This window comes from Chromatiales bacterium (genome assembly GCA_014323925.1).
Taxonomy (GTDB): Bacteria; Pseudomonadota; Gammaproteobacteria; order Poriferisulfidales; family Oxydemutatoraceae; genus SP5GCR1.
Window position 1 is genome coordinate 125,533 of record JACONC010000001.1, and the last position, 14,736, is coordinate 140,268.

The following is a 14,736-nucleotide window of genomic DNA, read 5'->3' on the forward strand; positions in this document are numbered from 1 at the left end:
AGGGCGATGATTGTTAGTTATCAGTGGTATCCTTGTATACCATGACCTTGCATAATCCCCGCAAACGCTTTGGCCAGCATTTTCTGACGGATTCCGATACAATTTCTCGTATTGTCGATGTCATTGCCTCTAGTTCTGAGGACATTGTAGTTGAAATAGGCCCTGGGCAAGGCGCGTTGACTGAGCCTTTGCTTGATAGAGTTTCGTGTATACACGCAATAGAGATAGATCGTAATTTAGCCACTGTATTAGAACAACGCTTTCGTCACTTAGATAAGCTCCGAGTGCATTGTGCCGATGCGCTAAAAATAGATTTTTCTGAGCTTGCAAAAAAGCAACGCGTCCGTGTCGTCAGCAATCTTCCTTATAATATATCAACTCCGTTGATCTTTCATCTTGCCTCGTTTCACGATAATATTATTGATATGCACTTAATGCTACAACGCGAAGTTGCACAAAGACTAACGGCAACGACCGGCAACAAAAACTACGGTAGATTAAGCGTTATTGCTGGATGCTGTTTCAAAATAGAAAAGCTCTTTGATGTTTTACCCGAATCATTTACACCACCACCTAAAGTTGTATCGAGCTTTGCTTACTTTAAACCGAAACCGATACTTGCTGAAGGAGAATTAAAAGAACTTGATAAAATTGTCCGACTGGCGTTCGCTAATCGGCGCAAAACTGTGGCAAACGCATTGTCCGCTTTATTTAATCTATCGACATTAAAATATTTAGGCATAGATCCTTGCTTACATGTTGATAATATAAAACCGGAACAGTTTTTAGACATGTTAGAATATTGTAATAAACGAAGGAGATGAATATGTTAGCAGATAAAGATATAAAAGTTAGTGTAGAGGCACAATATCTGGATGATCAATCTGATTCATCCGAAGATCGATATGTTTTTGTGTATACGGTTACCATTGAAAACAAAGGGAATATTTCTGCGAAATTGATTGCTAGGCATTGGATCATCACCGATTCTAATCAGAAAGTACAAGAAGTTAAAGGAGAAGGCGTCGTTGGAGAACAACCATACCTGCCGCCTGGCACTCGTTTTTCTTATACCAGCGGCACGGTTCTAGAAACCCCATTCGGGACCATGCGTGGTAGCTATAAAATGATCGCCGAAGATGGTTCAGAGTTCGACGCTAAGATTGAAGAATTCCTACTGTCGGTACCGCGCACCATACATTAGGTGACAGCAGCGAGTAAATTCGGTGTGTGCGCAAGAGTCGGGCACGACTCTTCGCAGTTTTATAACAGCAAAAAATACCAAGGGACTCTTGTAGTCAAGCGGAAAAGACTTGCTAAAGAAGAAACGATAGCGATTAAAAATAGAAATAAGATATTTCATAAATCAAGCGAAAAAATGAGTGAACTACCGGATAACAGCGTTCACTTAATGGTCACTTCTCCGCCGTATAATGTCGGCAAAGAATACGATAACGATTTAACGATAAATCAATACCGAAGCATGCTGCGTAAAGTATGGATAGAAGTTCACCGGGTTTTAGTAGACGGCGGCAGAGCGTGTATAAACATCGCTAACATTGGTAGAAAACCGTATATACCGCTGAGCACGATGCTGGTCGCTGATATGGAGTTTTTAGGGTTTTTGATGCGTGGTGAGATTATATGGGATAAAGCAGCATCGGCAGGCACCTCTTGTGCGTGGGGTAGCTGGCGTTCGCCATCCAATCCTGTATTGAGAGACACCCACGAATATATACTGGTATTTTGCAAAAATACTTTTAGCAGACAGAAACCCGTACAGAAAAACAAAGTGGCGACCATCAGCAAGGAACAGTTCTTGGAATACACCAAAAGCGTTTGGCGTTTCCCTGCCGAGAGCGCTAGACGAGTCGGACATGCAGCACCGTTTCCTATAGAACTACCGCACCGGCTGATACAACTATTCACCTACAAAAGTGATATAGTGCTAGATCCATTTATTGGTAGCGGGACGACCGCAATCGCTGCGGCGCGTAGCAAAAGGTTCTACATCGGCTATGAGACCGAAAAGCGATACATAGAAGTTAGTAAAAACAGATTAAAAAATGAATCAATGCATGCTAGCTTTGTTTGATAATAAAGAATTAATGAGTCAATTGAAAAAAAGTTTGCCCATTGCTTTTAGTATCGCAAGAGAAACCTCAGAAGGAAATCCAGCAGTCGGGTTTTTAAGAGAACATATATTAGTTGGATATTTTCAAAAATGTTTTGCTGTTGATAAAGTTAACACGCCGAGTTCATCAGTGAGCGTGGATATAATGTTATGATATGTGATGAGCCACTTACTCAAGACAGTAACAAAGAAAGATGCAATAAAATTAGTATGGACAGTTGATAATCTAAAGGTGGATAAAGCAATCGAACAATTAAAAATAAGTCTTATGGAAACTCAATGAGTTTATACGCCATAGGTGATGTACAAGGTTGTTACGATGCACTGCGGCGTTTGTTGGATTGTATAAACTACGATCCAGCGGCAGATAAACTGTGGTTTGCCGGCGATGTCGTAAATCGTGGTCGACAGTCTTTGGAAGTGTTGAATTTTATTAGCAGTCTGGGAGAGGGTGCCGAGTGGGTGTTGGGCAACCACGAACTACATTTACTCAAACTCGCCGACGGTTTGATAAGCGCACCGCACAGTACGCTTGACACAGTGCTGAATGCAGCCAACGCCGATTCTTTGTTAGCTTGGGTGGCAAGGCAACCGTTGCTACGGATAGATTATCAACGAAAGCTGATACTGGTACACGCCGGGCTATTGCCGCAATGGGATATTGCTCTGGCGATACAGTTAGCCGAGCAGGTTTCGCAACAATTGCGAAGCACCCAGCGCAAATATTTTTTATCGCAGTTATTAGCCTTAGGAAACAAGCCAGCATTATGGGATGATAGTTTGCAAGGTATTGATCGTGCCGCGATTACCATCAACGCAATGACTACTATTCGTTTTTGTGATAGACAAGGGTGTATGGATTTTTCCGCCAAGTCACCACCCGACGAGTGCCAACCCGATCTCTATCCGTGGTATACGCTAGCTCACCGACGAGATCCCAGTTATACGGTCTTATTCGGCCACTGGGCAGCTCTTGGATATCGCCGCATGGAATCCTATATCGCATTAGATTCAGGTTGTGTCTGGGGTGGTTATCTCAGCGCATATCGCCTAGATCTTGGCAATGAGCAAATTTTCCAAGTACCTTGTGATAAAGTAGCGTGACCGTTCTATGTGACTATGATTGAATACTGCGTTAAAAATCCAATAATCACTAATTTTCTACTGATCTCGGTAGTAGTTGTAGGTGTCTTGTCGTGGAAGATGATGCCGCAGGAAATGTTTCCGGTCATTGAGTCGGATAGAGTCTCGATAAAGACTGAGTACGAAGGTGCGCCGCCGGTTGAAGTTGAACGCCAATTGACGATTCTCATTGAAGACGAGGTTGGCGATATAACCGAGATAGACGAACTACAATCGGTGAGCCTGGAGGGTGATTCACGCATCTATTTGTCTCTCAAACCCAATGTAAATGTAGACGAGGTAGTGCGTGATGTCGAAATAGAAGTGGATTCTATACAGGATTTTCCAGATGATGTAGAGACACCGCGTATCTCTAGAATTAAGACTAATTTCCCAGTTATTAGTGTCAGCGTTTACGGTGATGTCAGCGAAGCCGAATTGATTCGCGGCGGTGAAATAGTCAAACAAGCACTGCAAAAAATTAACGGTGTCGGTGGTGTTGATATCACCGGTGATAGAGATACCGAAGTCTGGGTGATTGTCGACCCTCATGAGATTGCTGCGATGAAAGTATCTTTGACTGAGATCCGCAACGCGCTATCAGCCAACCTCAGCGATCGTCCGGGCGGTTCGTTATCGGCTTTGGAAGGTGATATACAACTGCGCGGAATGAGTGTTGCGGATAATGTTCAGGCAGTCAAAGATATCGCTATTAGAACCAATAGTGATGGTGGGCAGTTGCGAGTCGGTGATATTGCCGATGTTGAAGTGACACTGGAGACCGTACAAACCCAAGGTCGCTTTGCCGGTTTAAATTCCCTGAATCTGGTTGTTACTAAAGATGCCAGAGCATCAACCAACGATATTGCCGCAGAGGTTAGGAGATTGCTCACTGACGAAATACCAGCATTGCTTCCAGTAGCTATCAAAGTCGGTTATCACAGCGATCTCTCAGTGTATATAGATACTCGTCTGAATACCGTTTTTTCATCAGGGCTGATAGGCTTGGTGCTGCTGTTAGCATCGCTTTATGTATTATTAAATTTCAGAGTTGCACTGATTACTGCTCTGGGTATTCCGGTCTCATTTTTAATCGCCGCCATCTGCATCTACTACCTAGGCTTCACCATCAACATGGTTTCTTTATTTGCCTTTTTAATAGCTCTAGGGATGATCGTAGATGACTCTATCATTGTGACCGAAAATATACACCACCATATAGAACAAGGTTTGCCAGCACGCCAAGCCGCATTACGCGGAACGCGTGAGATTGTTGCGCCGGTTATTGCTTCCACCTTGACTACTGTGGTTGCATTTTTACCGATGTTTGCTATTGGTGGTACGATGGGGGAGTTTGTTAAAGTCATCCCGGTTGTCGTCAGTGGTGCATTGCTGGGCTCGTTGCTAGAGGCTTTTTTTGTATTACCAGCGCACGCTAGTTTACTGCTAAAAGATAATGTGATGCCAGCGGCTCGCTCCTTGAGTGCTGCGGCAACACACCCTACGGCGATGTTATCGAGTAATAAAAACCACGGCTTCGTAAATTGGGATAAACTTTTAAAACCCTACAGAAGCTATCTAAGTTGGGGGTTGCACAATAGATATTTTATCTTCATTACTGCCACCTGTATTTTGCTATTGTCGTTGATTATTTTAACCACCCGTATTCCTTTTCAGTTATTCGGTCATGTTGATGTCGACGAATTCTCCGTCAATATAGAAGCACCCAGTAATTACAGCATAGAAGAAACTACCGCGCTAGCATTGCGTGTTGAAGACGAGATCTACAAAGTATTTGACGGCAATGAGCACGAACTTAAAACACTGCTCACCAATGTTGGTCTATTGATGGCTGGTCGTAGCGGTGACCAATCTAAAGTTGGTGATAACTATTTTCAGTTTTCAATCTCACTGAGTAAACAAAAACCTGAAACTTTCATCGATCGTTTCGTGGTGCCGCTGATAAACTTTAAATTTGAGCCTGACGGAAATCGTACGCGCAGCGTCAAAGAAATTATCCAGCTAATACGAGAACGGGTATTGCAAATACCTGCTATCAAACGTTTTTCTATATTACGGGCGCAGGCTGGCCCTGGTGGTTCTGATATAGAGATTAGCATCGCTGGTACTGATTTGGAGAAGCTCGAATCTCGTGCCAACGAACTAATAGAGTATATGCAAGGCATTGCCGGAGTTTATGATCTACAACACGATATGGATAGAGGCAAATTAGAAGTGCGCTATCAAATGAACGAAGAAGGACAACGCTTAGGGATTACCCAAATGCAGATTGCCGATGTCTTGCGCACTGGTTATTTGGGTATCAAGGCAGTGTATGCCAATTGGGGTGACGAACGTTATCCAGTCAGGGTGATTTTTGATGAAGACACACGCAACGACAGTAGTCGATTGATGAAATTACCGCTGACCCTAGCCGACGGTAGAGTTGTTTATCTCAATGAAGTGGCGACGATTAAATTGGATCGCAGTTTTAATCGCTTAAATCGTCTCGACGGTCAGCGTATCGTTACGATTACCGGCGAAGTGGATACCGACAAAGTCACCGCTTTCCAAGTATACAACCAAGTTGACCGTCAATTCGGGCAGCAATACGAGCAAAGTTTAGAATACGATATGATATTTCGCGGTGAGAAAAAACGCGCCGATGAATCTTTTGAAGGTGCTAAAGTTGCCGGTGTTATTGCGCTCATGGCAATATTTTTGATTTTGTTGATATTGTTTCGCACCTTATCAGAACCACTGCTTATATTACTGACCATTCCTTTCGGATTTGTCGGTGTGATTATCGGGCATGCACTATTCGGTTATAACTTGCAATTTGTATCGGTAGTCGGCATAGTTGCATTGAGCGGCATCATCGTTAACGACTCTTTGATTCTATTGGATCAGATTGGAAAATATCGTAAACAAGGTTATGGCTGCGAGGAAGCGGTAGTTGCGGCAAGTTCTCGACGTGCTCGTCCAATTATATTAACTTCGATTACCACTTTCTTGGGTGTGTCGCCGTTGATTTTCTTCGCTACCGGACAGACTCGATTTTTATCACCAATGGCAATCAGTTTAGGTTTTGGCTTAATTTTTGCCACTGTGCTAATACTTACCGTACTACCTTCTCTTTATATGATAGCTGAGGATTTAAAAGGGTATATTAGGAAACGAATTTAGCTATGCGCGTTATCACGCTCAATGTCAACGGCATACGCGCCTCTGCTCGCAAAGGATTTTATCGTTGGCTTGCCCACCAGCGTGCTGATTTTGTTTGCTTGCAGGAGTTACGTATTCAGCCTCAGCAACTTGACGACAAACAATTTTTCCCAGACCGCTTCCATTGCCATTATCATCATGCTGAGAGAAAAGGGTATAGCGGTGTTGCGTTGTATACTACGCAGCGTCCTGACAAAATTATCAAAGCCTACGGTGACCCTGAGTTTGATAGCGAAGGACGCTACATAGAAGGAAGGTTTGGTAATTTATCAGTGGTTTCTGTTTATGCGCCGTCCGGTTCATCAGGCGATATGCGACAGCAAGCGAAGTATCGTTTTATGGATAGCTTTATGGAACATCTGTGCAAGCTGAAGCGCCAACGCAGACATTATATTATCTGTGGTGATCTTAATATTGCTCATCAGGAAATAGATATAAAGAACTGGCGAGGCAATATGAAAAACTCCGGTTTCCTGCCTCGAGAAAGACAATGGTTGGATACCTTATTCTATAAGGTTGGCTATCACGATGTTTTTAGACAGTTATGCTCAGCCGCCGATCATTATACTTGGTGGTCTAATCGTGGTCGTGCCTGGGAGAAGAATGTAGGATGGCGTATAGATTATCAATTAACTACGCCGCGTGCGCCGTATCGTCCGCAAGCAGTGCGCATCTATAAGCATAAACGTTTTTCAGACCACGCACCTCTGATCATCGACTATGTATAGCCGTCAACTAAAATCTTACCAGGATATACGCGTACTGCAAATTTTACTAATAGGAACTATCAGTGGTTTCCCTTGGGTACTGATCGGTTCGGTGATGACTCTATGGTTAAAAGACGAAGGCCTGAGTCGCAGTGCTATAGGTTTGTTCGGCTATGTATTTGCAGTATTCGCCATCAACTTTTTATGGGCACCACTGGTTGATACAATACGTATCCCATATTTAGCACATCGTATCGGTCAGCGAAAAGCGTGGATATTACTGATGCAAGCAGTTATCTTATTAGCATCGCTGGTCATGTATTTGCTATCGGCACAGACCGCTTTAGTCTATGTTGCAGTGACCGCGTTAGTGATTGCCGCCGCCGCGGCAACCCAGGATATTGCAATAGACGCACTGCGCATAGAACTGGTTGCTAAGAGCGAGCAAGCCCTAGTCGTAGTCGGTGCAGCGATGGCAACCGCAGGATGGTATAGCGGCTACAATGCTGGCGGTGCGCTTGCGTTGTACGCAGTGGCCGCCTTAAAAGAGATGGGGGTAGAACAACCGTGGAATCTGGTTTATTTATTAATGACTGGGGTAATCATTTTATGCAATATCGGATTGATGCTTATCCCAGAGAAATCAGCAGCTAAACGGCTACACGCACAACAGCAGACGCGTGCTGCTGTATATTCCGATCTGAAACGAAATGCCGATATTGATCACTACGCAGCAACATTCGTTGCCTGGTTTGTATCTTTGGTATGGAAACCGTTAGCTGATTTTTTCTACCGCAATGGCTTACAGTTATCGCTATTGATATTGGGTTTTATATTCTTGTTTAAGATAGGTGAAGCATTTTTAGGTCGTATGTCCTTATTGTTTTATTCTGAAGTTGGCTTCAGCGAAGCGCAAATCGCAACTTACTCAAAGTTGGTTGGCTGGGGCAGCATCTCCGCTTTCGCTATTATCGGCAGTCTATTCAGTGTACGCTTTGGTTTGTTCAAAGGTTTGATAATCTGCGGAATTGCAATGGCTGCTACTAATCTATTGTTCGCTTTATTAGCGGTAGTCGGCAATGATATTCGTTTATTTGCGGTTGCTGTCATCGGTGATCAATTCACGACGGCAATATCTACGGTTGCTTTTGTGGCTTTTATCTCGCAGTTATGTGGTCGTATTTATACAGCAACGCAATACGCATTACTCGCCTCCCTAGGAAATCTATCCCGTACGGTGCTATCAGCACACAGTGGACAGCTCGTTGATTTCTTAGGTGGCGACTGGCTATGGTTCTTTATCTTAACAACGGTAATGGTTATACCTAGCTTGGTGTTGCTATATTTAGCGAGGCATCAACTCGCCCCCCATCTACGGCTTAGGGAATAAGCCCGGTAGAGGTGTCGGTATAGGACTGCTTCGCTACGGTGATTTTATTAAATCAGCTTCAACTGCGCTTCTTTTTTCTTTGCCGATTAGTTTTTCTATGATTGTCAGAGCGAACTCCATTGCTGTACCTGGACTGCGTGAAGTAATGATATTACCGTCGCATTCGATAGCCTCAGTGGAGAGTTCAGCAGCGGTATTTTGTCCATCTAGTACGCCAGGATAAGCGGTGATTCGCGAATCATCCACCAGACCTGCGTCGACCAGCACTTTAGGAGCAGCACAGATCGCACCCACCCACTTTGTCGCATGATGATGTTTCAGAATTTTGTGAATTCTAGGATCAGTGTTCAGGTTATCAGAACCGGGTTGTCCACCGGGTAATGCGACCATATCAAAACTACGGTTTTTAACTTCGTCCAGTGTGACATCGGCGATCAAGCCGATGTTGTGTGCCCCGCGTACCTCCTTAGCTGCTAATGAAGCAACAGTGACTTTTATGTCCGCACGCCGTAGTAGATCAATGAGGGTGACCGCTTCTATTTCTTCGCAACCAGTGGCGAGAGGGATGAGTACTTCGGTCATGGGTGCTTATTCTTTTGTGCTTATTCTTTTAGGGCTAGCTTTTTTAACTCTTTGAGTGCTTGTTGTACTTGGCTATCATAATTTAGATGCGCTTTTAAATTTTTCCTGCTTAATTTTTCGCGTTCGGCCAGTTGTTCGGTGCTGAGTTCATCAAACTCGAATTTAAGATCCGGTTGAATGCCTATATCTTGGATTGAGATGCCGGAAGGGGTGTAGTATTTTGCGGTAGTCAGTTTGAGCGCATGTTCTTTGTCAAAAGGATGTACTGTTTGCACTGAGCCTTTGCCGAAAGATTTCGTACCTAAAATCAGTGCGCGTTTGTTGTCCTGCAGAGCGCCGGCGACAATCTCTGAAGCCGAAGCTGACCCGTTGTTAATTAACAATATCACTGTCATCCCATCAGTTCTATCGGGACCGGCAGTTTTGTATTCTACAGTAGCACCTTTGATTCTACCTTTGGTATAAACGACTGGTGTTCCGCTTGGTAAAAACAAGTCGGCTACATTTATCGCTTCGTTGAGCATACCACCTGGGTTATTGCGTAAATCGATTATCAGTCCGTTCAGTTGTCTTTTATTCTCTTTTTTTAGTTCTACAATACTCGCCAGTAGCTCTTGACTTGTTTTTTGTTGGAATTTGGAAATGCGTATATAACCGTAATCAGGTTCCAGAAGCGTGTGGCGCGAGTTCTTAATTTTAATGACTGCACGCGTCAGTGGCACGGTTAAACGTTCGTAAAGAGTTTCCTTTTGCTCGACCTGTTGTTCGCCCTGTTCTTCTTTTTGCGGTTCTTCTTTTTTACGAAGTACGGTCAATGTAATGGTCGTGCCTACCTCGCCACGCATCAAATCTATTGATTCTTGCAGGGATAACTTCTTAACCGTTTTGCCATTAATATCAGCGATTAAATCACCTGCCTGTATACCAGCTCGCTGTGCAGGGGTGTCGTCTATTGGCGAGATAACTCTAATAAAATCTCCTTTCTTATCTACTTCTATACCCAGCCCGCCAAATTTACCAGTGGTATTAACTTTGAGTTCTTCGTAAGACTTTTTCTTTAGAAAAACTGAGTATGAGTCCAGTGTGCCAAGCATGCCATCAATAGCACCTTCTATTAGGGTCGCATCGTCTATTTCATCAACATAAGAAGTTTTGATACGGCCGTACACATCACTGAATACGCGCAACTCTTTAAGCGGTAATGTTGCTTGTTCGGCATTTGCTTGATAGGCGCCACTCCAAAATATGCCGCTACTAATTAGTATTACTGATAACGATACGGCAATAAAACGAACAGATAAATATTTATGCATGAGCTTTCTAGCAGTTTAGAAAAATATCATTATATGCTTATTCGTAAGCAGATAACAACTAATGACCAAAATTTGTATTCATAAGCCCTATTATACCCATGCTGGCGTTATAAACAAACGGCAATTTTTCTCTATTTCTCAGAGACATAAAAATGGCTATAGTTTAGCCATTCTCTCAAAACTATTTTATTTCAACCACTTTACTGTTGGTTCATCTATTGTTTGAGTTCATCTTTGCATAGCCGTAGTCATTGGTGATAGCTTTTATTTTGACTGATATCACCACGAAAGAAGGCACGCTAGGATTATATTCGGATAAGGCTAGCGAGTGTTAAAGGCACACTAATCTGCCTGCTAGGCGTTGGTTAATATTTTTACAAGACAGTGCCGCCAATAAAAGAGATAGCAGTTTCTGTAGCGCGTGATGCACAAAACCGGCGTTGCTAGCATCAGTTTAGTGTGACAACTTATTCATTGATAGCTTGATTTTAGAGTGTTTGAAACTACGCATCAGCAAGTCGATAGAGTCATGCTAGCGGTGCCAAAATGTTCGGTTCTATTCTAGTTAATCCACAGCTTATCCACAGATTAGTGAGTTTTAACACCCCAGTTATCCACAACACTTTTTTTGTTAACTATATGAAATATAGCCATAAATTTAAAATATTAGTATTTTATCCACAAGGTGAAGTCATAAGTATTTTTAATCCTTGTTATTGGAGGACTATCCTGATCACCTAAGCGTTATCTGCTGACTTCGCATTCCTGAATAATAGTACTCAGGCTGCAGCTTAGACCAGGCAGTTTGACAACGAGGTGCTTTAATTGGGATGTAAGCCATATTTTATCGATAAATTGGTCATCGTATTGTTGCTAATGTTATCGAGCAAAATCTCAGTTTCGTTATGTTAAAAAATATTTATTCAAATAGAATCACTTCGGGCCTATTTTATTATTATTTTATCATTATTATTTTATGCATAAGTGTAGTTCACTGACGCGGCTATGGATAACAGTGACTATAGATGTCCAGGTTAATAAAGTTAATAAAAAGGTATTGTGTTTTGGTAACCTCAGTGCGTTGTTGCCGGTACTTGCACTATCTTTTTTCGTTGCTTAGGTCTTCGTTTTTCTTTACCGATGTATGCGCAATGCTGCTAAATGCCTATCTATTACTCACTGCCTTGCGCAAAGCACCCTAATCTAATATACTGACCGCTATATATTTTTTTACCAATCTGGATAGCAAAAATAATTTTTGAAAAGTTATTTCAGATGAATGGTATAAAAAAACCGATGAGCTGAATACCCAAATAAAATATTTAATGGATGTGATAAAAAATAAAAACGGCGGTAAGTCGCAAGCTACAGATAACAGATCTCAAACAATGAAACCAAACCAGGTTTCCCATAACCAGGTTTCCCATGATGTATCGGAACTCAAAGTTGCCGAAATATCCAATGTTGCTCCTGGCACATTTAAGGTCATGCGCCGCAGTGGTTCAGTTGCTACATTTGATAATAACAAAATCCATGTAGCGATGAGTAAAGCCTTTATCGCAGTAGAAGGTTCAGCAGCTGCAGCATCGCCAAGGGTGCGTGAAACAATTGACAATTTGACCGCACAGGTTGTCGCCGGGCTTACTCGTTCGCGCCCGGATGGATCTACTTTTCATATAGAAGATATACAGGATAATGTTGAATTGGCATTGATGCGCAACGGCCATCACAAAGTTGCTCGTTCTTATGTACTCTATCGCGAAGAACAAGCTCGCAAGCGTGGCGAAGAACAAGCGCGCAAGCGTAGTAGCGAGCAAACTGATAACAAAGCCATCACTAAAGACATTTTAGTCAGCTACGAAGACGGTGAAAGTAGACCTCTGGATTCAAATCGTATCAAGCAGATATGTCAAGAGGCATGCAACGGTATTGATGCAGTAAATGCCGATGCAGTCATCAGTGAAGTGTACAAAAATATTTACAACGGCATTAATGCTAAAGAGATTGTCAACTCACTTATTTATGCTGCCCGCTCTATGGTTGAAAAAGAACCGGCTTACGCCAAAGTCACTGCACGCCTACTGTTGGATCAATTACGAAGCGAGGCGTTGTCGTTTATAGACGGCCGATATAGCGAAGCGGTTTTCAGCGAGATGACGGAGAGGTATCCCGACTATTTTATCGCTTATATAAAACGCGCGTGCGACCTAGAGTTGCTTGACAGGCGCTTGCACGACGAGTTCGATCTGCAGAAACTAGCAAAAGCACTGCAACCGCAGCGCGACTTGAAATTTAATTATTTGGGTTTACAGACCTTGTACGATCGCTACTTCATACACAGTAATAAAGTACGTTTTGAGTTGCCACAAGCATTTTTTATGCGTGTCGCCATGGGCTTGGCAATCAACGAGGTAGACCGAGAGCAACGAGCGATAGAGTTCTACGATTTACTCTCTGATTTCGCCTTTATGAGTTCTACGCCTACCTTATTTAATTCCGGCACCTACTGTCCACAGCTGTCGTCTTGCTATTTGACGACTGTCTCCGACGATCTATTAGGGATTTTTGGTGCCATACAAGAAAACGCAATGCTATCGAAGTTTGCCGGTGGTTTGGGTAACGATTGGTCTAGGGTGCGGGCGATGGGTTCTTATATAAAAAGTACTAACGGCGAGTCGCAGGGCATTGTGCCGTTTTTGAAAGTAGCTAGCGACACTGCAGTTGCAGTCAATCAAGGTGGCAAACGCAAAGGAGCGGTCTGTGCCTATTTGGAAACTTGGCATCTGGATATAGAAGAGTTTCTCGAACTCAGAAAAAATACTGGCGACGACCGCCGCCGCACGCACGATATGAATACTGCAAATTGGATTCCTGATCTGTTTATGAAACGTGTGAGAGAAGATGAAACCTGGACATTATTTTCACCCAACGAGGTTGCCGATTTGCACGATGTATACGGGAGTGAGTTTGAAAAACGTTATACCGAGTACGAGGCTGCTGCTGAGCGCGGCGAAATCAAACTCTATAAGCGCATCAAAGCCGATCATTTGTGGCGTAAGATGCTTAGTATGCTTTATGAAACCGGGCATCCATGGTTGACATTCAAGGACTCCTGCAATTTACGCTCACCGCAACAACACCTTGGCACCGTACACTCGTCTAATTTGTGCACCGAAATTACGCTCAACACCAGCGACGAAGAAATTGCAGTGTGCAATTTGGGGTCGGTTAATCTAGTTGCCCACTTGGGAGATAAAGGGCTAGATACTGATAAGTTGCGTAAAACGATTCGCACCGCGATGCGCATGTTAGACAATGTTATTGAGTATAATTATTACAGCGTTAGAAAAGCGAGAACCTCTAATTTGCGCCATCGTCCGGTGGGTCTGGGTGTCATGGGTTTTCAAGATGTCCTTTATAAATTACGCATACCTTATGCAAGCGAAGCTGCGGTTGAGTTTGCCGATAGTTCTATGGAAGCGATTAGCTATTATGCAATTGACGCATCGGTTGAACTAGCCAAAGAGAGAGGTGTTTATTCTACTTACCACGGTTCGCTGTGGAGTCAAGGCATACTGCCTATAGACTCTATAAATCTGCTCGCCGACAACCGCGGCAAGTTATTGGACATGGATACATCACAAACCATGGACTGGGATGCTCTGCGTAAGCGCGTCAAAAAATATGGGATGCGCAACTCCAACACAATGGCAATAGCACCGACTGCGACTATTTCCAATATCTGCTCGGTTTCACAAAGCATTGAGCCGACTTATCAAAATCTTTATGTCAAATCTAATCTATCGGGCGAGTTTACGGTTATCAACGAGTATCTGGTAGCAGAACTGAAAAAATTGGGTCTGTGGGACGCGGTCATGGTCAACGATCTAAAGTATTACGATGGTAGCATACAAAAAATAGAGCGAATACCCAATGAGTTAAAAGAGATTTATGCGACTTCATTCGAGATCGACCCAAGGTGGTTGGTGGAAGCTGCTTCGCGCCGGCAAAAGTGGATAGACCAGTCGCAATCGTTGAATTTATATATGGCCGAGCCGGATGGCAAAAAAATGAGTATACTTTATAAATTAGCTTGGCTCAGAGGCTTGAAAACGACCTACTATTTACGCGCGTTAGGCGCCTCCCATGTTGAGAAGAGCACGATGGAGACTACCGACGGCAAATTGAATGCAGTTGAAGTTAAGCAAAATGGTCAGCAAGAGTGTTTGGTGCTGGACGATACTTGTGAAGCATGCCAGTAAG

11 protein-coding genes are annotated in these 14,736 nt (G+C 43.2%); 9 read left to right on the forward strand and 2 right to left on the reverse strand.

The genetic code is table 11. The features are described 5' to 3' along the window. Positions 1–41 precede the first annotated feature (41 nt). From rsmA to GDA45_00635, 8 genes are all read left to right on the forward strand, one after another. Positions 42–824, forward strand: coding sequence for a 16S rRNA (adenine(1518)-N(6)/adenine(1519)-N(6))-dimethyltransferase RsmA (gene rsmA, locus GDA45_00600; protein ID MBC6413425.1), 783 nt, complete (start codon positions 42–44; stop codon positions 822–824). Continuing rightward, positions 821–1,204, forward strand: a complete 384-nt coding sequence (gene apaG, locus GDA45_00605) for a Co2+/Mg2+ efflux protein ApaG (GenBank protein ID MBC6413426.1) — start codon at positions 821–823, stop codon at positions 1,202–1,204. The genes rsmA and apaG overlap by 4 nt, the downstream gene beginning before the upstream one ends. Beyond that, positions 1,205–2,095, forward strand: a complete 891-nt coding sequence (locus GDA45_00610; protein ID MBC6413427.1) for a site-specific DNA-methyltransferase — start codon at positions 1,205–1,207, stop codon at positions 2,093–2,095. It abuts the gene before it with no gap. Next, the gene (locus tag GDA45_00615; protein ID MBC6413428.1) at positions 2,088–2,288 is read left to right on the forward strand and encodes a hypothetical protein; all 201 of its coding nucleotides are present in this window, start codon (positions 2,088–2,090) and stop codon (positions 2,286–2,288) included. The genes GDA45_00610 and GDA45_00615 overlap by 8 nt, the downstream gene beginning before the upstream one ends. Before the next feature lie 125 nt (positions 2,289–2,413). Next, positions 2,414–3,238, forward strand: coding sequence for a symmetrical bis(5'-nucleosyl)-tetraphosphatase (locus GDA45_00620; GenBank protein ID MBC6413429.1), 825 nt, complete (start codon positions 2,414–2,416; stop codon positions 3,236–3,238). 15 nt (positions 3,239–3,253) lie between these two features. Further along, on the forward strand, positions 3,254–6,442 hold the full coding sequence (locus GDA45_00625) for an efflux RND transporter permease subunit (GenBank protein MBC6413430.1): 3,189 nt from the start codon (positions 3,254–3,256) through the stop codon (positions 6,440–6,442). A gap of 2 nt (positions 6,443–6,444) precedes the next feature. Continuing rightward, positions 6,445–7,209: an exodeoxyribonuclease III gene (xth, locus tag GDA45_00630; GenBank protein MBC6413431.1), complete on the forward strand. Its 765-nt coding sequence runs from the start codon at positions 6,445–6,447 to the stop codon at positions 7,207–7,209. After that, complete coding sequence (locus GDA45_00635; protein ID MBC6413432.1) at positions 7,202–8,578, forward strand: MFS transporter; 1,377 nt, start codon at positions 7,202–7,204, stop codon at positions 8,576–8,578. The genes xth and GDA45_00635 overlap by 8 nt, the downstream gene beginning before the upstream one ends. Positions 8,579–8,611: 33 nt before the next feature. Here GDA45_00635 and GDA45_00640 read toward each other — a convergent pair whose 3' ends face one another. Continuing rightward, positions 8,612–9,160 carry a DJ-1/PfpI family protein gene (locus GDA45_00640; GenBank protein MBC6413433.1) on the reverse strand — a complete coding sequence of 183 codons (549 nt, stop codon included), beginning with the start codon at positions 9,158–9,160 and terminating at the stop codon, positions 8,612–8,614. 20 nt (positions 9,161–9,180) lie between these two features. Then, positions 9,181–10,473 (reverse strand): S41 family peptidase, encoded by a 1,293-nt coding sequence (locus GDA45_00645; GenBank protein ID MBC6413434.1) that lies wholly within the window; start codon positions 10,471–10,473, stop codon positions 9,181–9,183. Positions 10,474–11,861: 1,388 nt separating this feature from the next. On the opposite strand from GDA45_00645, the gene GDA45_00650 reads away from it, so the two are divergent. Beyond that, positions 11,862–14,735, forward strand: a complete 2,874-nt coding sequence (locus GDA45_00650; protein MBC6413435.1) for a ribonucleoside-diphosphate reductase subunit alpha — start codon at positions 11,862–11,864, stop codon at positions 14,733–14,735. Position 14,736: the final 1 nt, after the last annotated feature.

Bases quoted from the DNA above. Each gene is read 5' to 3' on its own strand.
- rsmA (MBC6413425.1), top strand. From the start codon at position 42: ATGACCTTGCATAATCCCCGCAAACGCTTTGGCCAGCATTTTCTGACG.
- apaG (MBC6413426.1), top strand. From the start codon at position 821: ATGAATATGTTAGCAGATAAAGATATAAAAGTTAGTGTAGAGGCACAA.
- GDA45_00620 (MBC6413429.1), top strand. From the start codon at position 2,414: ATGAGTTTATACGCCATAGGTGATGTACAAGGTTGTTACGATGCACTG.
- GDA45_00625 (MBC6413430.1), top strand. From the start codon at position 3,254: ATGATTGAATACTGCGTTAAAAATCCAATAATCACTAATTTTCTACTG.
- xth (MBC6413431.1), top strand. From the start codon at position 6,445: ATGCGCGTTATCACGCTCAATGTCAACGGCATACGCGCCTCTGCTCGC.
- GDA45_00635 (MBC6413432.1), top strand. From the start codon at position 7,202: ATGTATAGCCGTCAACTAAAATCTTACCAGGATATACGCGTACTGCAA.
- GDA45_00640 (MBC6413433.1), bottom strand. From the start codon at position 9,160: ATGACCGAAGTACTCATCCCTCTCGCCACTGGTTGCGAAGAAATAGAA.
- GDA45_00645 (MBC6413434.1), bottom strand. From the start codon at position 10,473: ATGCATAAATATTTATCTGTTCGTTTTATTGCCGTATCGTTATCAGTA.
- GDA45_00650 (MBC6413435.1), top strand. From the start codon at position 11,862: ATGAAACCAAACCAGGTTTCCCATAACCAGGTTTCCCATGATGTATCG.